The sequence below is a fragment of the Natrialba asiatica DSM 12278 genome (genome assembly GCF_000337555.1).
In the GTDB taxonomy this organism is placed as follows: Archaea; Halobacteriota; Halobacteria; order Halobacteriales; family Natrialbaceae; genus Natrialba; species Natrialba asiatica.
Genome location: NZ_AOIO01000031.1, coordinates 36,857 through 60,002, shown reverse-complemented (window position 1 = coordinate 60,002; position 23,146 = coordinate 36,857). Strand labels below are relative to the sequence as shown.

Below are 23,146 nucleotides of genomic sequence, written 5' to 3'. Positions count from 1 at the left end.
TTTGGATGTTCGAAACCGTCGACACGACGTGCACCCGTCCGAACTCGAAGTGACGCCCTACGCCGCGCTCGCGTTCGCAATTTTCGCCGCGAGCACCAGTGCAATCCTGGTTCGTTGGAGTCACGCCCCGAGTTCAGTCGCGGCTCTCTATCGGGTGGTGTTCACGACGGCACTGGTCGCGCCGGTCGCCCTCTCTCGGCACCGCGACGAGTTCGGTCGTCTCGCTCGGCGCGACATCGGATTCGCGGTCATTGCTGGAATTGCGCTTGCGGTGCATTTTGCGGCCTGGTTCGAGAGTTTGAATCACACGAGCGTGGCCGCGAGCGTGACGCTCGTCCAGACCCAACCGCTGTTCGTGGCGCTCGGCGCGGGGCTGGTCCTCGGCGAGCGCGTCTCCCGGGAGACGGTAGTCGGTCTCGCGATTGCGATCGTCGGCGCGGCAGCGATGTCGTTCGGCGACGCCGGCGAGGCACCGCTCTCGGACGCGACGATGTACGGGAACGGGCTCGCGGTCCTCGGAGCGGTCACCGTCGCGGGCTACGTGCTCGCCGGGCGGTCGATCCGCCAGCGCGTCTCGCTGTTTCCCTACGTGACCGTCGTCTACACGGCCTGTGCGGTGACGCTGTTCGCGTTGGTCGGCGTGCAGGGCCACGACTTCGTCGCGTACCCGGCCCGCGAGTGGCTGCTCTTTCTCGGCATGGCGATCGGCCCCGGCGTGTTCGGACACACGGTGGTTAACTGGGTGTTAGAGTACCTCGAATCGGTCGTCGTCAGCGTAGCCTGGCTCGGCGAACCCGTCGGTGCGACGGTGCTCGCGCTCGCCTTGCTGACCGAGGTCCCCGACCCGATCACGGTAGCCGGCGGCCTCGTCGTTCTCGCCGGCATCTACGTGACGACGATCGAGCGCGAGCGACGCCGCGAGCGGACGACGGGATGACGCATCGAAGCGGAAGCGGGTCCGGGAACCCGCCGTGCGGCGATCGAGGCTCCGAACTACTCGACGGTAACCTCGCCGATCGCATCGAGTTGTGACTGGTCGAGGTAGACCCCCATCTCCTCCTGGGCGACGAACTCGACGGTCTGTGTCTCCCCGCTCTCGTCGAGGAAATCCGATCTGACGAGGGTATCCCACTCGTTGGTTTCGCCGCCGGATGCAAGCACGAGGTTGTGCCCTGGCAGCGGTTCTGTCGACCTGTTCTCCGCCTCGGGCTGATGGCGACCGATCGCGTTCTCCCACTCGATCGCGTAGGTCTCGCCCGCCTCGAACTCGAGTGTCGGATTCGATTCGTCAGCGATCTCGTCGGGACCGACGCCGACCCACTGGCCCTCCTCGAGCCGGAGCGCGTAGGTTTCGGTCGGATCGCCGGGTTCGATAGCGGGCAGCGTTACGGTGACTTCCTGATCGTCGCCGTCGATCGCCACCGTGTCGGTCACCCGCTCGTGACCGTAGGTCCAGACCTCGAGTTCGTACTCGCCGTCTTCGAGCATGTCGAAGCGGGCGATCGACGGCGGACTCTCTTCCGTTTCCTGTCCCGGCCGCGCGGCGACGTCGGAGAAGGAGTGGTGATCGCCGACGAATACCTCCGCGCCGAGCGGCTCGCCGTTCTCGTCCTCGACTCGCACCCGTAACTCGTGGACCTCATCCGCGTCGACCAGTTCGATCGGACCGCGCATCTGAACCGGGTGAGGCATGCAGTAGTACTCGGCCATCTCCTCGTCGGCGGTGATCGTAAACGAGAGTGATTCGCCCTGTTCGTTCACGAAGTCCGTCGCTTCGATCACCTCACCGTCCTCGTCGGCGACGGTGAAGTTGTGGTTCGAACCGTCGCCGTTCGTCCAGACGATTTCGTGTTCTTCGCCCTCGATCAATCGCAGCGTCGGGTTCGACTTCCCGTCGAGTTCGGCCGGGGCGACGCCGACCCAGCCGCCGACGATGCCGAGCAGCGAGAGCGTTCGCCCCTCGCCGTCGTTCTGTGTGGCCGGCAGTCGGAAGTCGATCTCGTCGCGATACGCGCCTGCGGTCCCGGCCGTCGCCGCCGTTCCGGCGATCGCCGCCGTTCCCTTCAGCACGCCGCGACGGGACACGTCGTCGCGTGAGCGGTGTTCGTTCGTCATGGGTTGTAGTTGAATCGTTGGAATCGTAATCGCGGTTAGTCGTCCATCGAGAACACGGCGAGCGTGTCGCCGCGTGGCCCCTGCCGGAGCCAGCCGCTGCCGCCGACTTGCACGGCGACGTACTGTTTCTCCTCCCCGGGATCGTACCAGCTCATCGGCGACGCACTGATCGGCACGTCGAACTCGTACTCCCAGAGCCGGTCGCCGCTCTCGCCGTCGTAGGCGACGAAAATACCGTTCTGAGTGCCGTTGAATACGAGTCCCGTCGCGGTCGACAACGAGCCGCCCCACATGTAGTGGTCGTCCTCGCTTTCGATCCAGTCGCGCCAGACGCGCTCGCCCGTCGCCGGATCGACCGCGGCGAAGGCGGTGATCGCACCGTTCCATTCGTCGGGGAACTCGGATGCCGGATCGTCGAGGTTCCCGCCCCAGTAAGGGTGGCCGGCGTCGTACTCCTCGTACCGCCAGTAGAGGTCTTGCGGATAGTTCTGGTGGATGACGTACACCAGCCCCGTCTCCGGGTTGTACGACGGGGGCTGCCAGTCGTTGCCGCCCGGCGCGCCGGGAACGAACGGAACCCGCTCGTCCTCGCTGATGTGCGGGATCATCTCCCACATATTGATGTGCTGGCAGATCTCCTCGCTGCGCTCGTGGAGCTTACCGGACTCGGCGTCCATCATGTACACCCACCCGGACTTGTCCGAGCCGACGACGAGGTCCGTCGACTCGCCCTCGACCTCCACGTCCGGAACCAGCACCCGCGGAGCCGCCGCGTCGTAGTCCCAGACGTCGTGCGGACTGCTCTGGAATCCCCAGTTGAACTCGCCGGACTCGAGGTCGAGCGAGAGCGTACCGCAGGTCGGGAAGTTCGGCCCTGGACGGACCGTCCCGTCGAAGTCCGGTCCCGGGTTCGCGACGGGCGAGTAGAGGACGCCGCGGTCTTCGTCGATCGTCGGCGTCATCCAGCTCGTCCCGCAGCCGTGCTCGCGGCTCGCGCCGACCCACTCGTCCTCGAGCAGCGTGTCGCACTTCCACTGCACGTCACCGCTTTCGGCGTCGAGGCCGGCGATGAATCCGAGGACGCCGTACTCGCCGCCGGCGCTGCCCGTATACAGTGTGCCGTCGTAGATCACCGGGGCCCACGTCGCAGAGTAGCCGACCTCGTGGTCCGCCGTCTGCGTGTGCCACTCCTCCTCGCCGGTGTACCGGTTCAGCGCGACGATCCCCGAGTCGAGCGTCGTCATGTACACCGTGTCGCCGAGGACGGCTGCCCCGCGATTGTTATCGTCACAGCAGAGTTCGACGCCGATCGGCGGCGCGTAGGTGTAACTCCAGAGGACCTCCCCCTCGCGGGGATCGATCGCCTTCATGTGGTTCGGCCCGTTGGTCTGGTACATGATCGGCGGATCCCCCGGGACGACGATCGGCGTCCCTTCCATGCTCGAGCCGGTGCCGACCGACAGCTCGTACTCGAGTTCGAGATCGGAGACGTTGTCGGGCGTAATGACGTCGGCGGTCGTCGTTCGGTGCTGTTCGTAGTTCCCGCCGTACATGAGCCACGACTCGGGGTCCTCCCCGGTCCCGCTCAGCATCTCCTGGTCGACGTCGACCTCCGGGATCCGGTCGGTGTCGTGTTGTTCGGTGACGGAGTCGTCGGGGCCGCCGACGAGCGTGTAGCCGTCTTCGATCTCGGTCAGTTCGATGTCGCGTGCGGCCTGAACGGCCCTGTCGTTGCGAAGTGCCATGCGTACTCACCTCAGTTTGCTCGGCGCGCGCGTCTCGTCGGTAACGTAGAACACCTCGTGTAACAGCTCCTCCTGCCCGACGATCTGTACCGCCGTCCCCGCCGCGAGCGCGGCGGTCACCTGTTCGTCCGTGAGCCGCCCCGTCGTGGCGAGATCGCAGGCGGCCGTCGCCGACAGGAACAGGCCGCCCAGCATCGTCTTCGTGTGCGCGATGGCGGCGTCGAGGACCTCCTCGGTGACGAGCACCTCGTTCTGCCAGAGGTGCCGGTCGAGTCCCCGAATCCACAGCAACGCCCCGCCCATCGCGCGCCGGTGAAGCGGCGGGACGGTCGTCGTATCGAACTCGACACCGTCCGGAATCTGGTTCGACGGCACCCACCGAGCGAGCCGGTCGGCGTCGTTCGCGACGGCGATCAGCAACGCCGTCTTCTCTGACTCGTCGAACCCGACATCGTCGAGCGCCGCCGAAAGCGGCGTCGTCAGCACCAGCTCCCGCGCGGTGCGCTCGATGTGTGCGGGCGTAAACCGCGGCAGCGCCTCGTCGAGGTGCTCGAAGAACTCGCCCTCCGCCAGGTGCTCGTAAAGCCGCCAGCCGGGGTCGGCCACCGCCTCGTAACAACCGTGGGGCTCGTTCGGAACGCCGGTCTCCCGAACCTCGGGAAGCCGCTCGATCCGGGCCGCAAGCCTGTCGCGCTCGCGTTCGAGTACCTCGCCGTCGAGTCGCTCCGCGAGTTCACCTCGGATCGTCGCGCCGGCGGCCGCGAGCGTCGGCGATCGGTCCGGTTCGATCCGTCCCGCCAGGTCGCTCCACGTTACCGGCTGATCGGGAACCTCGGTCGCACCGAGTTGCGTCGCCAGTTTCGTTTGGTCTGCGCCTGATAGCTCCCGCCTCGCATTTACATGTGTCATGTTCTCATCACACATAGTTTGCTCCCACATGCCAACGAATAATCATTATCGAAGACTTCGAACAGGTGACGCGCTATCTAAGTCTCAGTCGGATAGGTTCGAAATAATTCCATCGTATCCCGACAGTATGTCGAGCGTACTACAAGTATATTCCCCGTTCGGCACGAAGCGGTACCCGAGTGATCGGTAATGGCCGGACTACCCGACGTGTTTTCGCGACTCAGACGGCCCGAGTATACGGGCGCAAATCGCTGTCTCCCGTGTACGATCGGAAACGTCGCCATCGCACTCGGCGGCGCGATCGGACTCGGTGTCGCCGTCTCCGGAGCGGTCGGCGCGGTCGCGTTCGTCGCGTTCCTCGGGATCATCGTGTTTCGGGGCTACCTACTCCCCGGTACGCCGACGCTTACGCGGCGATACCTCCCCGATCGAGTTCACGCGGCGTTCGAAACGGCGGCCCATCGGCGGCCCTCGATCGACACCGCCGAGTTCGGAGGCGCGGTTCGCGCGCTTTCGGCCGCCGGCGTTATCGAGGAGCGGGCGGACGGACCGCGACTCGCGACGGGATTTGCGACGCAGTGGGACGACCGATTGTCGACCATCGCTGGCGGCTCCGGAGCGGACCACGACGGGTCCGTCACCGTCGACGCGGCGACCGTGGCGACGGCGTTCGACGCCGAGACCGCAACCCGGCGCGGCGTCGGCACCGTCGAACTCGACGGCGAAAAACTGGTCCGGTGGCCGTCGGACGCGGCCCTCGCCGCCGACGTCGCCGCCGCTCGTGAACTCGAATCGCGACTCGACGACTGGGACGCGGTCGACACCGCGGATCGGCGAGCGACTCTCACCGGCCTGCGGATACTTCGGGACCGGTGTCCCGTTTGTGGCGGGTCGCTCTCTCGGCGCGTCGAGCGGGACGAACGCTGCTGTCGTCGGCCGCAAGTCGGTATCGAACGGATTTGCCGGGACTGCGATCGGGTGCTCGTCTCTACGGCGGTTTCCGAGACGAGTTCAGTTCTCGCGTGGATTCCGGGTCCGGAGAGCGGGCACCGTTGATACCCCTTGGTGCGACGCTCGTGGCGCTGAGACGGCTGGGGCTTCGATTCGGGACTGCGGCGAAAGCAGTTGGAGAACGAGAGTTTTTACGCAAGTAGCATAAGCGTACGAGTATGGTTGCGATCGGCGGAATCGTGGTTGGTACTATTCTAGTGGGACTCGGTTTCCTCGGCGTACGACACGCCTACGGGATCACTCGGTTTCACGAGCAACTCGACGCCATCGGGAGTACGCGGTCGGCCGGGACCGTCGAACCGGCCGAGTGGAACGTCACATTGACGAAACTACTCAGCGGGTGTCTCTCGGCCATGGGTGGGATTGTTGTGTTACTGGCGATCGTCGAGTGAGCGCCCGCTGTCTCATCCGTTCGCGGCGTCAGATCGCGGTCGTGAGCAGGATGGACCGACCACTGAGGCGTGATCGGCGTTCCATGCTATCCGTTCGTCAGTCAACGTTCGTCCGCCAGTCCGGTCGCCGCCGTGGCGGTGCGAGGACGCCGAGTCCGATCGCCGGTTCGTCGCGTCGGTTTTCAGCCCCGTGATACTCGTTGCTCGGAAACCGGTAGGCGTCACCTTCTTCGAGAGCGATCTCGTCCCCCTCGACGATCGCTATCAGCGTTCCGGATAGTACGTAGCCGATCTGCTCGTTGTCGTGCTCGTGGGCGGGCAACGTCGCTCCCGGTTCGATCCGCCAGTATTTCATGCTCGCCCGTTCGCCCACCAAGAGATCGCCGAGATAGACGCCGTCCGCAACCTCCTCGGCGGTGACGTCGGCCGTCTGTATGTGGTCCATGATATCAGTTGCCGTTACCTGTATGCTCAGCGAGTGCGATACGTGAATCTTACTTCAGCCAGCGATGACTGTATTCGCCGCTAACAGGCGTATAAACGATCCCTAGAAACGTTTTATGCCGCCCGTTGCCGTCACACACTGTATGGCATCGAGTGACATACAGAGTGCACTGCGCATCTTTCACCTCCCGTTCTCGTTCATGCTGCCACAACGGGTCGCAGCCGAGCGCGGCTACTTCGAGGACGAGGGACTCGACGTCGAACTGGTCGAACGAGACCGCCAACGGGTCGACTGGAAGTACGTCCCGGCCGACTGGACGCTGACCGGCGACGACAACGTCGACCTCTACCCGGTCTGCAAGTGGGAGAGCCTCCGGCGCACCTGGTCGCTCGGTGACGGCAAAATCGTCGCCCACGGAACGTTTGCCGACCTTCCGTACACGCTCTACACGCGGCCGGAAACGCCGATCAACTCGCCCGCCGACCTCGCCGGCGTCCCCGTCGGCGTCAATCGTCGGACCGGCCAGGAGTACACCGCCATCAAAGCGCTCGAGGAGTACGTCGACCCCGACGAGATCGAACTCGAACACTTCGGCATGCCGACCGAGCGGCTGCAGGCGCTCCGTGACGGCGATACCGACGCCATCACGCTCCTCGATCCACACAGCACCCTCGCCGACCACCTCGGCTTCGAGCAGGTTCTCGCCTTCGAAAACCACATCGGTATCGTCGGCACCGACGCGCTCGACGGGGACGACCTCGACGGCTTCATGCGAGCCTACGGCCGCGCCGTCGAGGCGATCAACGACGACCCGCAAGCCTTCCGCGAACGGTACCTCGCGATGCTCGAGTCGGACGCCGATATCGCACCGGATCTCTTCGACGATATCGACCTCGAAACCGTTCGCGAGTCGGTGACCGTTCCCCGGTACGAGGTCCCAGAACTCGCCGATCCGGACGAACTCGACGGTCACCTCGAGTGGATGAAGGATCGAGAGCTGATCGACGACCGGGCCGACATCAGGACGATCGTCTCCCCCTCGAGCCAATGACCATCGACATCGAAACCCAGCAAGCGGCACTGGACGAACTCCACGACGCACCCGCTCGGACAGAGAGCGACGACGCGACCGGCCTTAAGCTTCCGGAACTGCGCGCCCGTTTCGAACACAACGGCAGCCCCCGCTACATGCTGTACACCATCAAGCGGTTCGGCTTCGACCACGACCACGGCTTCCACCTCGACGTCGAACTCGTCTCGGACGAACTCGAGGACGGCCTCGAAACGGTCGAGGCCAAACTGCACCAGGGCGACGCGGATCTGATCGACATCGACTACATCTCGACGGCGCGCGAGCGGGCCGGCGGCGCACCCATCGTCGCCGTCCATCCCTACGGCCGAACCGTCGGCGGCCTCGTCGTCCCCGAGAACTCGCCGATCGACGGCCTGGCCGACCTCCCCGGCCACCGCATCGGCGTCGTCCGCCGCCTCGACAAGAACTGGATTCTCACGCGGGCCGCCTGCCGCGAGTTCCACGAGTTCGATCCCGAAACCGAAGCCGCGTCGGTCGAGGCGGGCTCGAAAGTCGAACTCACCCGGTTGCTTCGCGACGGGGAGGTCGACGCCGCCCTCCAGTTCTGGCAGCTCATCCCCGAACTCGTCGAGCCCGGCCCCTACCGCGAAGCGATCCCGATGGCCGAACTCGTCCAGCGGCTTTCGGGCGTCGAGCAGACGTTGCCCATCTCGACGTTCCTCACGAGCGAGGACTACCTGGCAAACCAGCCAGAAGCCATCCGGGGGTTCAAGCGCGCGTACGCCGACGCCGTCGAGCGCCTGCAAACCGACGACGAACTCTGGGACGAGTTGGGCGACCGACTCATGTACGGGAACGACCCCGCCGTCGTTCGCGGCGTTCGGGATCACTGGCGGGAGATGGTCGTTACCGAGTGGAACGCGGAGACGGTCGATGCGATGGAACAGTTGTTCGATCACCTGCTCGCAGTCGCCGGCCCGGAGGCACTCGGCGTCGATCACGTCCCGGACGACCTGTTCCGGCTGGAGGTGCCGTCGCAATGACACCGGACGCGACACCGACCGTCGACTTTCAACTCAACTGGGAGCCGAACGGCTTTCAGGCACCCTACTTCCTCGCGCGCGATCGCGGCTTCTACGACGACGAGGGACTGGACGTGCGGTTCGTCGAGGGCCACGGCTCGCCCTTCGCCGCCGAGCAAGCCGCCCAAGGTCGAGCCGAGTTCGCGCTGGCGGGCGCAAGCGCCGTCCTCTCGGTGCAGAGCCGCGGGCTCGACCCGCTCGCCGTCGCCGCCGTCACCGGCAAGACGCCCGCCGCGATCTACACCCTCCGGGACGAGTTCGGCGAGGCGCTGACCGAACCCGCGCAACTCGCGGACCGGACCGTCGCGCCGTCGGCGACCAAGACGCGCATCTTGACGGCTCAGTTGCTCGCGGACGCCGGAATCGCAGAAGCGGTCGACCTCCTCGGCGTCGACGATCACACGCACCACCGCGTGCAGCACAAGCTCCTCGACGGCCGGGTCGACGCCGCCGTCGGCGTCGTCACGAACGGCTACGAACTCGAGCGCGAACACGACCGCACGGCGGACGAACTCCCGATCGGGGATCACCTCGGCGTCTACGGGATGATGCTGGTCACAAGCCCGGAGTTCGCCCGCACAGAGCCGGAGACGGTCCGCTCCTTTCTCCGGGCGACCGCCCGCGGCTGGGCAGCCGCGACGACCGACCCGGATGCGGCGATCGACGTGCTCGTCGAACGCAACGCGACGCTCGAACGGAATCGACCCGTCGAGCGGCGCAAGTTCGAGACGGCGGCGACCGACCTCCAGTTCACCGACCGGACGCGGGCGGAGGGATGGGGCGTGCACGAGGGCGAGCGCTGGCGGACGCTCGGCCGGACGCTCGCCGAGACGGATCTTCTCGAGGGTGAGATCGATCCCGACGCGGTCTGGACGAACGAGTTCATCGACGCGGACGACGAGGTGATCGGGAACTACGCGGAGCGCGTCGCCGAGTCGGAAACGGAACCGCGGACCTGACGATACCCATGCACGCAGTCGACCACATCAACATCGACGTCGACGACCTCGCCGCCTGCTACGAGTTCTACCGCGACGAACTCGGGCTCGGCGTCCGCCGCGAGCCGTCCGACTTCCGGGGCGAGCACGCCATGTTCCAGGTCGGCGAGACGGTCGTCACGCTGGCCGAAACCGGTCGCGCCGACGCCTGGGACGAGCGCGGCCTCGATCACCCGCTCGACAAGGCCCACGTCGCCTTCGAGACCGACCGGGAGGAGTACGAGCGGCTGACGGCTGAACTCGGCGGCCAGTTTCCGAAGCAGGGGCCCTACGACTGGGACGAGTTCGAGGGGTTCTACTTCCTCGATCCGAGCGGGAACCTGCTCGAGGTGATCACCTACGAGTCGCCGGCGGGCGAGCGCGAGCGACCGCTACTGACGCACGACGATGTCGAGTAAGGCGAACTCTCACGTCGTCGAGAGTGTCATAGAACCGGTTGCACGGAATCCACCCACGCAGAACTGAGCCGAACTCGCCGGTAGCTCCGGTGTGAACGGACGGGTTTCTATTCCGACATACCGGAAAGCATATTATATTTCTTATCTGATTGTAACTAATGCCTTCCAGGCGGGAACTACTAGCTACTTCGGGTGCTGGTCTCATAGGAATTGGAAGTGCAGGCTGCCTTTTGGGGCCGAATACTCGTTCTGCCGAGCTGCTTCAGTTGAAAGCCATCAGTGTCAAATGGCGTCATAACGGGCGCTCGTACGGTGACCAAATTCTTCAGTTAATGTTCGATGGAGAAGGCGAGATACGGGGTAGAGTGGCATCGGAATATAAGAGTGTTATTTCTTCTCCCTCCGAAGTTACTGCTTCAGCGGACTTTCATGATGACTCCAAGTCCGATTTCGAGGCGGTAAAATACGTCGTCGGTTTTTGCGGGAGCGACTTCAATTCGGACGATGAATGGGGATGTCGGAACACAAAAATCTCCCGAGAGGATTTCAATACTGTTCAATTCGGGGACCAAGCTGCTGTCGAAGTGACAGATAATCAATTCCATGTTCACGACGTTCAGAGCGGGACTATCTCGGACTGGGACGCTGACATCAACGAGTTTGAATGGTCTGAGAAGCGCGACTACCCGAACGAGAAGTAGATGTCGTTACTGACAGGTAGTTGTAATCATTAGATCGAGGTGCGAGAACAGTTCTACGATAGCGTCACTTCGTCGGCAATCGCATCTGTACCGGGCCGCCGCTCTCGCGCGCCTCGAGTTCGAGCAGCCGGCGCTTCGTCGCGACGCCGTCGGCCGCCGAGTAGCCGGTGAGCGCGCCGTCGCTACCGACGACGCGGTGGCAGGGGACGACTACCGGCACGGGATTGCGGCCGCAGGCCTGGCCCACGGCGACTGGACTCGTTCCGAGGTCGGCGGCGAGGTCGCCGTACGTGCGCGTTTCGCCGTAGGGGATTGTCATCATCGCGGCCATTACGTCGCCGGTTAGCCCGTCGGGCACGGTTACGTCGAGGTCGAAGCGCCGCCGGTCGCCCCGCTCGTACTCGCGCACCTGCGCCCGGATTTCGGCTGCCGATTCGGCGATAATCGACTCGTCGATCCCGATTTCCCCGTCCAGAATCTGTAGTTTCATTGGCTCTCTTCGTTGGTCGCTCTTGGGTCCCGGTGAGCATAAGTGCCGTCCGCACGCCGAAACTGGTCGTCGGCCGCCTGCCTCGATCCTGCGCGGTCACCCCTCGTTCGGTCAGTCGTCTGCGGGCTCGAGCCCTACCTCGATCTCCGCCGCCGCGGCCTTGTACTCGGGGATCTTCGCCCGGTCGTCGAGCACGTCGTTCGTCAGCCTGTTCGCCGAGGCGGCCGCGAAGTGCGGCGTCGTCCAGACGACGCCCTCCTTGGTGTCTTCCGTGACCTGCGCCTCGACCGTGATCTCGCCGCGTCTGGATCTGAGGGTGACCGTCTGGCCGTCCTCGACGCCGTACCGCTCGGCGTCAGCCGGATGGACGTCGACGAAGTTCTCCGGTGTCTGGCGGTTGAGCGTCGGCGACCGGCGGCTCATCGTCCCAGTGTTGTAGTGCTCCTCGAGCCGCGCCGTCGTGAGGATCAGCGGGTACTCCTCGTCCGGCGTCTCGGCCGGCGGGGTGTGTCTGACGCCCTCGATGTGTCCTAGGCCGCTCTCGGTGTCGAACGTCTCCTCGTAGAGGTACGGGTCGCCCTCGTCGCCGAGTTCGTAGCAGGGCCAGTGGAGCCCTTCCTCGCCGAGCAGGTCGTAGGTCATCCCGTGGTAGCTCGGGCAGACCTGCCGGAGTTCTTCGAAGACGGCTTCGGGGGTATCGAAGTCGAATCCGGCCGCGCCGAAGAGTCGCGCGCCGACTTCCGAAAGGATCTCGAGATCGTGTTTCGTGTTCTCGTGAACTTTCTCGACGCCGCGCATCCGCTGGACGCGACGATCCGTATTGGTGACCGTCCCGCCGCGCTCCGCCCAGGTCGTCGCCGGAAGGATCACGTCGGCGTACTCGGCCGTCTCCGTCGGGAAGATGTCCTGCACTACCATGAACTCGAGTTCTTCCATCCGTTCTGCGACCCGGTTCGCGTCGGGTTCGCTCATGATCGGGTTCTCGCCCATGACGTACAGCCCGCGAATCCCGTCGCCGAACTGGTGTGAGATTTCGACGTTCGTGAGGCCGGGCTCGTCGGGGATGTCGAAGCCCCAGACCTCCTCGACGCGCTCGCGGGCCTCGTCGTCGTCGACGAGCTGGTAGCCCGGCAGGACGTTCGGCATCGCGCCCACGTCGCAGGTCCCCTGAACGTTGTTCTGGCCGCGCAGCGGATTGACGCCGGTCCCGGGGCGACCGAGATTCCCCGTGATCAGCGCCAGGTTGATCTCGTTCTGGACGTTGTCGACGCCGCAACGGTGCTGACTCATCCCCATGCCGGTGAAGACGGCCGCGTTCTCGGCCGTGGCGTACTTCTTCGCGGCGAGTTCGATCCGCTCGAGCGGGACCCCACACTCCTCGGCGGCGGCTGCTTTGTCGAACTCGGCGAGCGTCTCCCGCAGGTGCTCGAAGCCCTCGGTTCGCTCCGCGATGAACTCGTCGTCGATCCAATCGTTCTCGAGCACCGTTTTGAGGACGATGTTCAACAGGGGAACGTCGGTCCCCGGATTCAACTGGAGGTGCATGTGTCGATCCGTCTCGTCGATCTGGAACGAACGAGTCGTCTTGTTCGCGTGCGGATCGACCTGGACGACGGTCGCGCCGTCGAGGACGGCCTGCCGGAAGTACTGGCTGTTCGCAATGGGATGTTGCTCGCCCGGATTGGCCCCTTGAATCCAGAACACGTCGGTTTCGGCCCGCAAGTCGGCCATGCTGTTCGTCATCGCGCCCGCACCCAGACTCGTCCGCAACGCCCAGACCGTCGAGGCGTGGCACATCCGCGTGCAGTTGTCGACGTTGTTCGTCCCGTAGCGGCGGGCGATCTTCTGCAGGAGGTAGTTTTCCTCGTTCATCGTCTTCGAGGAGCCGAAAAAGCCCACCGCGTCCGGGCCGTACGCCGCACGAATCCGCTCGAGTTCACCGACGATGAACTCGTAGCACTCCTCCCAGGTCGCCTCGCGGAACTCGCCGCTGTCGTCTTTGATGAGCGGGTCGGTCAGTCGGTCCTCGTGGTCGACGACCTCCGTCGCCGCGCCGCCTTTGATACAGATGCGGCCCTCGTTGACCGGCGCGTCGCCCCAGGGCATGAACTGCACGTCACCCGGGTCATCGCCCTGTGTAACCTGAATCCCGCAGCCGACACCGCAGTACGGGCAAATCGTCGTGACCGGTTCGTCGGTCTGGTGTTGATCACTGGACATTGGCTGCTCCGTTCGGTGGTGGATCGCGGTGCGTGCATTCACAACGCGAGCGTGCATGAGTTTTTCTACCACACCAACTACCACACCAGGGACGAGTAACCGGACAGGAGGAAACGCGATCCGCTCGGGCGAACGCTAATAGCGATCCCTGACAGACGATCGCACGATGGAGTTTACGCGCGAGCTAGTACGCTCCGAAGCGGCCGACTACCGGGCGGAGAACCCTTTCTATCCCGTCGAACAGGAGCAACTCGAAACGCTCCCGCGAGCGTTCGAGACGGCCGCGTTCGGGTGGCGCGACGCCGCCTGGGTCGTCAGGTGGTACTACCGGCGGTTTCTCGGCTCCTCTCTAGACGCCGAGCGGCGGGCCGCAGAAGAGCGCTTTCAGGAGAACGATCTCGACGCTATCCGAGCGGCGATCGCGGACGCCGTCGATGCGATCACCGTCCCAGAGCGGGACGCCGCCGTTGCGATCGATGCCCTCACTGCCCTAGACGGCGTCGACGTGCCGGTCGCCACCGCCTTTCTCACGTTTCTCGCCCCGCAGCACTTCACCGTCCTCGGGCCTCGCGAGTGGGCCGTCCTTCACGACGCAGGTGAACTCGCGGAGCCGTACCCGACCGCACCAACGGCGAGCGACTACGAGACGTATCTCGACCGCTGTCGATCGATTGCGACGACGACCGACTGCGAGTTGCGGACGGTTCGTCGGGCGCTCTGGCGTCTCTCGGACACTACTACCGACCAGTAATACTCGATTCGGACGGTCGGCCGCGGACTTTTGCCGCCGGTTGCCCAACACGCACGTATGCCCCCTGCAACCGGACCGGGTGACGCTGGGCACGCGGACGCCGTGCCGGACGAGCGGACGGCCGTCGTCCTCGCGGGCGGCCACTCGACCCGCTTCGGCGACGAAGACAAGGCCGTCGCTGAACTCGCGGGAACGCCCATGATCCGCCGCGTCGTCGATCGACTCCGCCCCGTCGTCGACGAGTTCATCATCAACTGTCGGGACGACCAGGTGCCCGTTATCGACGATGCACTCACAGCCGATGCGGGCGACTCCGACGACGCTGGCGAGCCACCGGTCTCCTTCGCCGTCGATCCGGTTCCCGACCGCGGCCCGATGGCGGGCATCATGACCGGACTCCGCGCGGCGCGGACCGAGTTCGCCGTCGTCGTCGCCTGCGACATGCCGTTCGTCGATCCCGAACTCGTCTCGTCTCTCTTCGACCGGGCGGCAAGCGCGGACGCGGACGCTGCGGTCCCGCGACTCGAAGACGAGTGGTTCCAGACGACGCAGGCGGTCTACCGAACCGAGCCGATGGGAGAGGCCTGCGAACGCGCCGTCGACCGCGGCGACCGACGGGTCGTCGAACCCCTGTTCGATCTCGACTACGTCGTCGTCGAGACGGACGAGATACGCGACTACACCGATCTGGAGACGTTCGAGAACGTCAACACGCGCGAGGAGTTCGACGCGGCGTGTGAGCGACTCGCCGATTCGTCCTAGCGGGGGTGACGCCGGAACTCGCTTCCGTCGGGGCCAAGACCGGATTACCCGGATCAGGACTCGAGAACCGCAACCACCGGCTCGTCGTCGATCAAGCACGTGAGCACGACGCGAGAGACTGGCGGTGCGCGATCGAGCAGGGCCGCTGCGATCTCCTCGCCGGTCGCCCGGAGCGACGGGTCGTCTACCTTGTTGAGCACCGGCACGACAGTCGCCCCGTCCGGAACGTCCTTCAACCCGCCGCGCTCGCTCGCGAGCACCCGCGCAACGTCGTCGGGCCGGATCTCCTCCCCGAGTTCACGATCGGTGATCGCCGCGACGCGCTCGGGTCGGTGGACGAACTCGGCCGAGAGGGGCTTGCCGACGACCTGCACGCTCGCGATCGGGACGACGGTGTCCGTCCGCCGCGGCAGTTGCGGTTCGTGATCCCCCGGCGCTTTGAACTCGCGCGTTCGCGCGCCGTCGGCTTTAACGAGAACGAGGTCGGCGGTGTCAGCGGCTGCGAGTTCATCGATAGTAGCGGGATCGTAGCCGACGTAGCGGTCGCCCTCCCGGTCGGGCACGACGCCGAGCGGCCAGCGGTCCGCGGCGGCCGCGGTTGCGACCGGATCGTCCGAGACGGCGACCCGCTGGACGTGCCGATCGAAAACGGGAATCCGAACGGTTGCGGTGAGGACGGTTCTCGAAGACGGCAGTCGAGCGGCGCGTTCCGCCAGCGTGTAGACCGTCGTTTTCTTGCCGCCGGCGCCGACGACGGCGACCACGCCGGACCCGNCCTCCGTGAGAGGCGAGTCGTCCGCGACCATAGACCCGGTACGATGGAAGGGCGCTAATGGTTTGGGTCGATTTTCGCCGGATTCGTCGGAGGACGGGGGCGGAAGCGACTCAGAGACCCAGAATTTCGCGCGCCTGCGACGGCGTCGCGACCGGGCGGCCGAGTTCGTCGGCGATGCGGACGACTCGCTCGACCAGTTGCGCGTTGCTCGTTGCGAGTTCACCCTGTCGGTAGTAGACGTTGTCCTCCAGACCGACGCGGACGTGGCCGCCGAAGAGGAGGCCCATCGTCGCGAACGGAAGTTGGTGGCGGCCGAAGCCGAGGGTGTTGAACTGCGCGCCCGCGGGCAGGTTGTCGATCGCGGTCAGGAAGTTCCGCGGCGTCGGCGGGGTGAGCGTGCCGGGGCCGAAGATCAGGGTTCCGTAGACGGGATCGGCGAGGTCGCGCCGATCGAGCAGACCGAGCGCCTCGTTCAGGTGGCCGTCGTTGAAGAGTTCGAGTTCGGGTTTCACGCCGCGTTCGACCATCTCCGCGCGGAGCGAGTCGACGAGGCCGCGGGTGTTCTCGCTGGTGAGGTGGTCGTACCGGTTCAACGGCCCCATGTCGAGCGAGGCCATCTCCGGGGCGGGGTCAGTCCGCAGGGGAAGATGTCGATCCGCATCCGGCGCGCCCGTTCCGCCGGTGGAGTGCTGGATGATCACGTCCTCAGCGCGGCGGCGGACGGCGTCGTCGATCTCCTGAAAGCGCTCGGTCGCGAACGTGCGCTCGCCGTTCGGCTGGCGCGCGTGAACGTGGACGACGGCCGCGCCGGCGGCTTCGGCTTCCGCCGCCGCTTTCCCGATCTCTTCGGGCGTTTCAGGGAGGTGCGGCGTGGTCTCCTTACCGTGTACGCCGCCGGTCAGGGCGGCGGTGACGATGACCGGTTCGCCGGCGAGGAACTCGTCGTAACTCACGCGCCTTCACCGGACCCGGCCCGATCCTCGTCGCCGTCACCGCTTCGGTTCTCGGTCCCGTTTTCCGGCTCCCGCTCGTTCTCGCCCTCGTTCTCGTCGGCAGCCCCGGCGTGCTCGAGGTAGATTTCGCAGTCGCTGTCGTGTGCCAGGTCGTAGCGGTCGTTGCAGATATCAGCACGCATCGGCTGGACGAACCGCGCCGCCGCCTCGCAGTATGCCCGCGGTTCGTCGAATCGCCGCTCGTTCGCCTCGAGTCGGTAGTCCAGGAACGGACAGGACATAGGCATCGTTCCGGGCCGATCGTGTTAGCTGTTCGCCGTCCGGGTTCGTCGTCCGCCCGCTGAGGATCGCCGTTCGCTACTCGCCGCTCGTCGTCCGCCATACGCCGAGCGGTTGATACTGCGGAAAACCGCGAATCACGAACCGCAAACCGCAAACCGCGAACCGCGAACCACGAACCGTTCGATCAGGGATACAGCATCGTCGACCAGTCGAGCCACGCCTCAACTGTAACAATGCTCCCGGGATCGCACCGGGGATACGGGAAGGAGACCGCTCTCGTCTCGCCGGGTGCGACGTCGATGCTCGACTCGGCAGACGCCCCGCTGTACGCCACGGTCGTCTCATCCAGGTACGCTTTCAGCCGCGGATACAGTTCGACGGCTTCGTCGTGATCGTTCGCGACCGTCGCGCTGTAGCCGTAGACCGGCGACCCGTCGTACGTTCCGATCTGTCCCCAGTCGCCGTCGACGGTGGCGTACCGCTCCGAAACGCGACCGATGTCCGCGGTCTCCCCGTCGCGAACGGTGAGCGTGTACTCGCCGATTTCGTCGGCCGCTCCGTCCGCGGTCGTGATCGTAAACAGAAACGTTTCGTCCGCATCGAGACCGTACACTCGAATCGACTCACTCGACCCGTCGTCGAACGCCGCGCGAATACTCGGTATATTCCCCCGTTCTCCGGGCTCGATCCGACCGCGAACGCCGTACCGCCCGCTCTCGGGATCGCGGACGAACTCGTGGGCGGCCACGGCGTCCGCGTTCGGTCCGTCGACGGTCGCGGTCAGCGACTCGCCCGCGGTGCAGATCGGCGTCACGTCCTCATCGAACGTCGTCGAGGAAACCGCCTCGACGTCTCGGTCGTCGGTCGGGGTGAGGTTCAACTGCTGTGTGCCGCCCGATTCCCGCGAGAAACACCCTGCGACGGCACTCGAGGAGAGGGCGGCGATACCGACCACGCACTGTCGTCGGTTCATATTTCTAATCTATTGTGAGAGCACATAAAGAAACCGCGAGCCGTGCGCCCGGTAACGGCCGCGTCCCCTGGTAACACGACCGTGGACAACCCTCACAAGGGCCGAGCGCCTACACGCCGTATGTCACCGACCACGCCCGGATTACACCACGTCACGGCGATCGCCGGCGATCCCGATCGGAACGCCGAGTTCTACGTCGGCACGCTCGGCCTCCGGTTCGTCAAGCGGACCGTCAACCACGACGACCCCGGTTCCTACCACTTCTACTTCGGCGACGAAGGCGGGACGCCCGGCACGAATATCACGTTCTTTCCCTGGACCGACCGCGGCCGCCGGGGCGAGTTCGGTGCCGGCCAGACGCAGGCGACCGCCTACCTGATCCGCCCCGACTCGATCGACTACTGGCTCGACCGACTCGAGCGCGAGGGTCTCGAAGTCGAGCGGACGCAGCGCTTCGACGAAACCGTCCTCCGATTTGCCGACCCCGACGGGATCGAACTCGAACTCGTCGCGCCGGCCGACGGTTCGGCCGCCGAGAGCGACGCGACGCCGTGGGAAGACGGCCCCGTCCCGACCGCCCACCAGCTCCGCGGCTTTCACAGCGTCACGCTCGCCGTCAGCGAGTTCAGGCCGACGGCGTCGATCGTAACCGACGTGCTCGGCTACGAACTCGAAGCCGAGGCCGGCGATCGCCGCCGGTACCGGAGCGCGGCCGGCGGGCCGGGCTCGATCGTCGATTTGATCGAGATCGACGCTGGTCGCGGACGGACGGGTGTCGGAACGGTCCACCACGTCGCCTTCGAGGCGGCCGATCTCGAGGAACAAGAGCGCTGGCGGGAGGCCTACGCCGAGCAGGGACTTTCCCCGAGCGAGATCATCGACCGAACGTACTTCCAGTCGGTCTACACCCGCGAGCCCGGCGGCGTCCTCTTCGAGATGGCGACCACCGAGCCCGGTTTCACGGCCGACGAGGACCGCGACGAACTGGGGTCCAGCCTGGCGCTGCCCGAGTGGCTCGAGGACGAACGCGAGCGGATCGAGGCGCAGCTGCCGCCGTTCGACGGTCCGGCGGTCGAGTCCGAGCCATCGGAGGACCGGTAGTTCGTCGCCGTCGCGCCCTCGGGATCGGTCTCAGCCGCGCCGCCGCCGTTCGAGCGTCCGCAGCTGGTCGATCCGCTCCTCGGTCGCAGGATGCGTCGGGGGCCGCCACGCGAGTACCCGTCGAATACGCGTCCGCACTGGCTCGATGATCCTCGTGCGGAACCACGTTTTGACGCGTTCTTTGCGCCGAGCGATGGGTCCCGGCGGGCCATCGGATGCTTGCTCGTCGACGGCCTCGAGGGAAAACTGACCGACGAACCACCGATCGAACCAGTGCTCCTCACCCTCGCCGTCCTCAGCCGGGCGCTCGAACGCCAGCGGCTGTGGAACGATCCCGAGCGTCGCGCTCGCGTGCAGCCGCGCATCCCGGGTCGGTTTCGATCGCTCGTCATCGAGCGTTTCGAGCGCGCTCGCCACCGCCGCCGGCTCGCCGGTCAGTTGACTCGCGCCGCGATCAGCGGCGAACTCGCGGGTCTTCGAAAACAGTCCGAGCGCGATCGAGTTCAGTCCGAGCAGCGCCCGCGCGAGGACACTCACGGCGAGGTATACCACGCCGACCACGAGAATCGGGACCGCGAAGATGAGGAGCCCGATCCCGGTAAAGAGGGCGACCACCGCCATGCCGGCGAGAACGCCGCGGAGTTTCCGCTCGCGCTCGAGTAACCGATCGCCGATCGCGACCGTTGCAGCGACTGCGGTCACGACCGGCAGGTCTCGGTTGGCGACGTGGGCGACCTCGTGTGCGAGGGCTGCGTCGAGTTCACCGTCGTCGAGTCGCTCGAGCAGTCCCGTCGTGACCACGATCGTCGGCGAGCGTTGCGTTCCGACGGTCAGACAGGCGGGTTCGGCTCGGTTCGCGACGGCCACCGACGGACGTTGGACGTCCGCCTGCGCTGCGAGTCGCCGAACTCGGCCATCGAGGGTTCGCGGGTTGGTTCCCTCGAGTTCGTCGGTGTCGTCGAGTTCCCCGAGTTCGTCGAGATCGAGCCCGGAGACGATCGTCCGCGAGCCGTATCGCGCCTGCACGGCGACGAGACCGACGGCGGCGAGGAGAAGCGTCCCGACGGTGAGCGGAAGGCCGAGTTCGATCGGCACCGATCGACCGCTCGCGGAAAGCAGGCGGAGAGCGCTCCAAGCGAGCGCCGCGAGCAGGAGTCCGTTCACTCCCACAACCAGCGCGAGCGCGGCAGCGATTCGAACCCGGAGTCGCCAGTTCGGTGTGAGTGCCACGCGGCGATATCGTTCCGGACGCAGCAACAGTGTTTTGGAACGAGGGATCGACACGCGGGGACGATAGATCGATGTGGACGGCGGACGCGACTCCGCCGGACTTCACCGTTAACACCCGCCCGTCCGTAGACGACCCCATGACCGCACCCGAATCCGACTCGAACGGCGGCGAACAGAACCCTCGAACGCGAGACTCGACCCCGTTTCGCTTCGAGTTCGCCTCGCCGACGATCCGCTTCGGCCGGGGCTGCGTCGCCGACCTCGACGCCGAACTCGAGCGGCTGAACTGTGAGCGCGCATTGGTCGTCTGCGGGTCGACCGTCGGGAGCACGTCGGCGGTGATCGACCCGGTCCGGACGGGACTCGGCGCTGAACTCGCGGGCGTCTTCGACGAGACGACGCCGAAGAAACGGCTCGGGACGGCGTTCGACGGACTCGACCGCTTGCACGAGACCGACGCCGACGCGATCGTCGCGGTCGGCGGCGGCAGCAGCCTCGACGTGGCGAAGGTGATCAGCGCGCTCGCGGCCGACGAGCGCTCGCGCGGTGATATCGTCGCCGAGTTCAGCGAGACGGGAACGATCGCCGTTCCCGAGTCGGGGCTGGTGTCGATCCTCGCGGTGCCGACGACGCTCGCGGGGGCGGATCTCTCGCAGGCCGCCGGCGTCACGGCCGCACCGGCGTCGGACGGATCGGGTCGGATCGACGAGGAACTCGGGGGCGGAATCGGCGGCCGGGAGCTGATGCCCGCGGCCGCCTTCTACGACCCCGAACTGGTCGCGACGACGCCCGAATCCGTCCTCGCGGGGTCCGCGATGAACGGCTTCGACAAGGGGCTCGAAACGATCTACGCCGCCAACGCGACGCCGATCACCGACGCGACGGCCTCGCGCGGACTGGCCGCACTGGAGTCCGGGCTGCGCGCGTACGGCCGCGGCGAGCGCGATCCCGAGACGTTCGAGACCGTTCTCGAAGGGATCGTCCTCGTCCAGTACGGCATCTCCCGCCCCGGCGAGACGACGCTCTCGATCATCCACGCCTTCGGCCACGGGCTGACGCGCACGAACGACGTGCAACAGGGGGCGGCCCACGCGGTCGTCGCCCCGCACGTCCTCGAGTTCGTCTTCGCCCAGGAGGACGTTGACGCCCGCGTCGATTTGCTCGCGGACGCGCTCGGCGTCGGCGCAAACGCGGAGCCGGCCGCCGCGGTCGTCGACCGCGTGACCGCGGTCCGCGACGCGCTCTCGCTTCCAACCCGGCTTCGGGACGTTGACGGCCCCGAACCCGACGAGTTCAGGGCCGTCGCGGAGGCGACGCTCGCGGATCGCATCGTGGCGAACGCGCCGCCGGGGCTCGACCCGTCGGTCGACGAACTCGTCGCCGTACTCGAAGCGGCGTGGTGAGCGAGCCTTTCCGGTTCGTATTTACGTCATCTCCGTGAACGGATCGTGATGAATCGACGGCACGTTCTCGGTGCGCTCGGCGCGACGGCGGCTCTGTCGGCCGGTTGTTTGAGCGCCTCGGACGATCCGCAGAAACCGGCTAACGACGAGGGAGGGACGACCCGGCCGACGGAATCGATTCTCCAGGTGTCCGTCGAGGAGGACGTGCCGGCCGATATCGATCCGGTCGATGCTGTCGACGCTGGACTGACCGAGAACGATCGGATCGCCGCCGCGCTCGACGACGCGAGCGACGCGTACGAGGACGGCATGGCGGACGACTTCGGCGAACGCGGCTTCCGAGTTCTTGCGTCCGTCAGCGCCGACGCCGACGACGCGCCGGCCGAACTCGAGTCGGGGGCGAGATTCGTGGAGTACGAGGGCGTCGTGTATCTGGTGTCGTACGTCGAGTTTTCGATCGAGACGTAGAGAGTCCGCAGTGTCGTTCTGACGACTTGACGAACACGTCACGAACACCGGCGTTCGCCATCGGCGATCGGACCGCCGTCGCACGTGTTGTCGATATCGGTGACTCGACCCAGGGCCCAAGCAACCTCGCACCGCCGCGATCGATCCGCGGGCGATCGTCTCACTCCTCGACGTAGGACGGCCGCTCGGCGTACTCGATCGGGTCTCGACGGTCGTTGCGCTGGAACGCCTGCAAGCGATAGGCGCAGGCGTCGCAGGTGCCACAGGCCGGCCGGTCGTCGCGGTAGCAACTCCAGGTGTGTTCGTAAGGAACGTCGAGTTCGGTGCCGCGGGCCGCGATATCGGTCTTCGACCACTCGACGAACGGGGCTTCGATCGAGATGTCGGTCTCGGGTTTCGTCCCCACGTCAACCACGGTTTCGAACGCCTCGAAGAACTCGGGGCGACAGTCCGGATAACCCGAGAAATCTTCGCTGTGGGCGCCGATGAAGACCGCCTCGCAGTCGTTGGCCTCGGCGTAGGAGACGGCCATCGCGAGCAGGTTCGCGTTCCGGAAGGGGACGTAGGAGGTGGGGATCTCGTCGCTGTCCATGTCCGCGTCCGCGACGGCGAGTTCGTCGTCGGTGAGACTCGAGTCGCCGATCGCCGAGAGGTGTCCGGTTTCGATCTGCAAGAAGTCGTTCATCTCGAGGTCGTCGGCGAGCCGTTTTGCGCAGTCGAGTTCACGGTTTTCGGTGCGCTGGCCGTAGGAAGTGTGGAGGGCGTAGAGGTCGTAGCCGCGCTCGCGGGCCTCGTAGGCGGCGGTGGCGCTGTCCATGCCGCCCGAAAGGAGGACGACGGCGCGCTTCGAGTCGGTCGTCGGTTCGGTACCGGCGTCGGTGGTGGGTGAATCGGATGTCATCGTGTCTC

At 66.0% G+C, this 23,146-nt stretch carries 25 protein-coding genes; 13 read left to right on the top strand and 12 right to left on the bottom strand.

Features of this window, described 5'->3' with window-relative positions; all coding sequences use genetic code 11:
* Positions 1-28 precede the first annotated feature (28 nt).
* Positions 29-937 (top strand): DMT family transporter, encoded by a 909-nt coding sequence (locus C481_RS13535; RefSeq protein ID WP_006109797.1) that lies wholly within the window; start codon positions 29-31, stop codon positions 935-937.
* Positions 938-993: 56 nt separating this feature from the next.
* Here C481_RS13535 and C481_RS13530 read toward each other — a convergent pair whose 3' ends face one another.
* From C481_RS13530 to C481_RS13520, 3 genes are read right to left on the bottom strand one after another with little or no spacing between them, the layout of a single operon-like run.
* A complete protein-coding gene (locus tag C481_RS13530; protein WP_006109796.1) occupies positions 994-2,115 on the bottom strand; it encodes a cupredoxin domain-containing protein in 1,122 nt (373 codons plus the stop codon).
* A gap of 35 nt (positions 2,116-2,150) precedes the next feature.
* Positions 2,151-3,860: a pyrroloquinoline quinone-dependent dehydrogenase gene (locus C481_RS13525; protein ID WP_006109795.1), complete on the bottom strand. Its 1,710-nt coding sequence runs from the start codon at positions 3,858-3,860 to the stop codon at positions 2,151-2,153.
* A 6-nt stretch (positions 3,861-3,866) separates the two neighbouring features.
* Positions 3,867-4,784, bottom strand: a complete 918-nt coding sequence (locus C481_RS13520; protein WP_006109794.1) for a hypothetical protein — start codon at positions 4,782-4,784, stop codon at positions 3,867-3,869.
* A 174-nt stretch (positions 4,785-4,958) separates the two neighbouring features.
* Here C481_RS13520 and C481_RS13515 point away from each other — a divergent pair, with 174 nt between their 5' ends.
* Positions 4,959-5,825, top strand: coding sequence for a hypothetical protein (locus C481_RS13515; protein WP_006109793.1), 867 nt, complete (start codon positions 4,959-4,961; stop codon positions 5,823-5,825).
* Positions 5,826-5,938: 113 nt separating this feature from the next.
* Positions 5,939-6,172 (top strand): hypothetical protein, encoded by a 234-nt coding sequence (locus C481_RS13510; RefSeq protein WP_006109792.1) that lies wholly within the window; start codon positions 5,939-5,941, stop codon positions 6,170-6,172.
* A 97-nt stretch (positions 6,173-6,269) separates the two neighbouring features.
* Here C481_RS13510 and C481_RS13505 read toward each other — a convergent pair whose 3' ends face one another.
* Positions 6,270-6,617, bottom strand: coding sequence for a cupin domain-containing protein (locus tag C481_RS13505; RefSeq protein ID WP_006109791.1), 348 nt, complete (start codon positions 6,615-6,617; stop codon positions 6,270-6,272).
* A 142-nt stretch (positions 6,618-6,759) separates the two neighbouring features.
* Between C481_RS13505 and C481_RS13500 the strand changes: the two genes are divergently transcribed.
* The 5 genes from C481_RS13500 (at position 6,760) to C481_RS13480 (ending at position 10,829) form a co-directional block, all read left to right on the top strand.
* Complete coding sequence (locus C481_RS13500; RefSeq protein WP_049904666.1) at positions 6,760-7,668, top strand: ABC transporter substrate-binding protein; 909 nt, start codon at positions 6,760-6,762, stop codon at positions 7,666-7,668.
* On the top strand, positions 7,665-8,693 hold the full coding sequence (locus tag C481_RS13495) for an ABC transporter substrate-binding protein (protein ID WP_006109789.1): 1,029 nt from the start codon (positions 7,665-7,667) through the stop codon (positions 8,691-8,693). Before C481_RS13500 ends, C481_RS13495 begins: the two co-directional genes overlap by 4 nt.
* Positions 8,690-9,691, top strand: a complete 1,002-nt coding sequence (locus tag C481_RS13490) for an ABC transporter substrate-binding protein (protein ID WP_006109788.1) — start codon at positions 8,690-8,692, stop codon at positions 9,689-9,691. Before C481_RS13495 ends, C481_RS13490 begins: the two co-directional genes overlap by 4 nt.
* Positions 9,692-9,699: 8 nt before the next feature.
* Positions 9,700-10,128, top strand: coding sequence for a VOC family protein (locus C481_RS13485; protein ID WP_006109787.1), 429 nt, complete (start codon positions 9,700-9,702; stop codon positions 10,126-10,128).
* A gap of 332 nt (positions 10,129-10,460) precedes the next feature.
* Entirely contained in the window at positions 10,461-10,829 is a 369-nt protein-coding gene (locus tag C481_RS13480; protein WP_006109786.1) for a hypothetical protein, read from the top strand.
* Between the two features lie 64 nt (positions 10,830-10,893).
* Here C481_RS13480 and C481_RS13475 read toward each other — a convergent pair whose 3' ends face one another.
* Both C481_RS13475 and fdhF read right to left on the bottom strand, forming a co-directional pair.
* Positions 10,894-11,319, bottom strand: coding sequence for a methylated-DNA--[protein]-cysteine S-methyltransferase (locus C481_RS13475; protein ID WP_006109785.1), 426 nt, complete (start codon positions 11,317-11,319; stop codon positions 10,894-10,896).
* Positions 11,320-11,430: 111 nt separating this feature from the next.
* The gene (gene fdhF, locus C481_RS13470) at positions 11,431-13,539 is read right to left on the bottom strand and encodes a formate dehydrogenase subunit alpha (RefSeq protein ID WP_006109784.1); all 2,109 of its coding nucleotides are present in this window, start codon (positions 13,537-13,539) and stop codon (positions 11,431-11,433) included.
* Between the two features lie 166 nt (positions 13,540-13,705).
* Between fdhF and C481_RS13465 the strand changes: the two genes are divergently transcribed.
* Both C481_RS13465 and C481_RS13460 read left to right on the top strand, forming a co-directional pair.
* The gene (locus C481_RS13465) at positions 13,706-14,290 is read left to right on the top strand and encodes a hypothetical protein (protein WP_006109783.1); all 585 of its coding nucleotides are present in this window, start codon (positions 13,706-13,708) and stop codon (positions 14,288-14,290) included.
* Between the two features lie 57 nt (positions 14,291-14,347).
* Entirely contained in the window at positions 14,348-15,052 is a 705-nt protein-coding gene (locus C481_RS13460) for a molybdenum cofactor guanylyltransferase (RefSeq protein ID WP_006109782.1), read from the top strand.
* Positions 15,053-15,105: 53 nt separating this feature from the next.
* Here C481_RS13460 and yqeC read toward each other — a convergent pair whose 3' ends face one another.
* The 4 genes from yqeC to C481_RS13440 all read right to left on the bottom strand — a co-directional run bounded on the left by yqeC (position 15,106) and on the right by C481_RS13440 (position 18,035).
* Positions 15,106-15,858 carry a selenium cofactor biosynthesis protein YqeC gene (gene yqeC / locus C481_RS13455; protein WP_006109781.1) on the bottom strand — a complete coding sequence of 251 codons (753 nt, stop codon included), beginning with the start codon at positions 15,856-15,858 and terminating at the stop codon, positions 15,106-15,108.
* Between the two features lie 79 nt (positions 15,859-15,937).
* Complete coding sequence (locus tag C481_RS13450; protein WP_006109780.1) at positions 15,938-16,780, bottom strand: BKACE family enzyme; 843 nt, start codon at positions 16,778-16,780, stop codon at positions 15,938-15,940.
* The gene (locus tag C481_RS13445; protein ID WP_006109779.1) at positions 16,777-17,061 is read right to left on the bottom strand and encodes a hypothetical protein; all 285 of its coding nucleotides are present in this window, start codon (positions 17,059-17,061) and stop codon (positions 16,777-16,779) included. Before C481_RS13445 ends, C481_RS13450 begins: the two co-directional genes overlap by 4 nt.
* 185 nt (positions 17,062-17,246) lie before the next feature.
* Positions 17,247-18,035 (bottom strand): hypothetical protein, encoded by a 789-nt coding sequence (locus C481_RS13440; protein WP_006109778.1) that lies wholly within the window; start codon positions 18,033-18,035, stop codon positions 17,247-17,249.
* Positions 18,036-18,155: 120 nt separating this feature from the next.
* Here C481_RS13440 and C481_RS13435 point away from each other — a divergent pair, with 120 nt between their 5' ends.
* Positions 18,156-19,136 carry a ring-cleaving dioxygenase gene (locus C481_RS13435; protein ID WP_006109777.1) on the top strand — a complete coding sequence of 327 codons (981 nt, stop codon included), beginning with the start codon at positions 18,156-18,158 and terminating at the stop codon, positions 19,134-19,136.
* A gap of 30 nt (positions 19,137-19,166) precedes the next feature.
* On the opposite strand, the gene C481_RS13430 is transcribed toward C481_RS13435, so the two are convergent.
* On the bottom strand, positions 19,167-20,366 hold the full coding sequence (locus tag C481_RS13430) for a M48 family metallopeptidase (RefSeq protein WP_006109776.1): 1,200 nt from the start codon (positions 20,364-20,366) through the stop codon (positions 19,167-19,169).
* A gap of 137 nt (positions 20,367-20,503) precedes the next feature.
* Between C481_RS13430 and C481_RS13425 the strand changes: the two genes are divergently transcribed.
* Both C481_RS13425 and C481_RS13420 read left to right on the top strand, forming a co-directional pair.
* Positions 20,504-21,769: an iron-containing alcohol dehydrogenase family protein gene (locus C481_RS13425; RefSeq protein ID WP_049904664.1), complete on the top strand. Its 1,266-nt coding sequence runs from the start codon at positions 20,504-20,506 to the stop codon at positions 21,767-21,769.
* 48 nt (positions 21,770-21,817) lie between these two features.
* Positions 21,818-22,237: a hypothetical protein gene (locus C481_RS13420; RefSeq protein WP_006109774.1), complete on the top strand. Its 420-nt coding sequence runs from the start codon at positions 21,818-21,820 to the stop codon at positions 22,235-22,237.
* Positions 22,238-22,397: 160 nt separating this feature from the next.
* Here C481_RS13420 and queC read toward each other — a convergent pair whose 3' ends face one another.
* The gene (queC, locus tag C481_RS13415; protein ID WP_006109773.1) at positions 22,398-23,138 is read right to left on the bottom strand and encodes a 7-cyano-7-deazaguanine synthase QueC; all 741 of its coding nucleotides are present in this window, start codon (positions 23,136-23,138) and stop codon (positions 22,398-22,400) included.
* Positions 23,139-23,146: the final 8 nt, after the last annotated feature.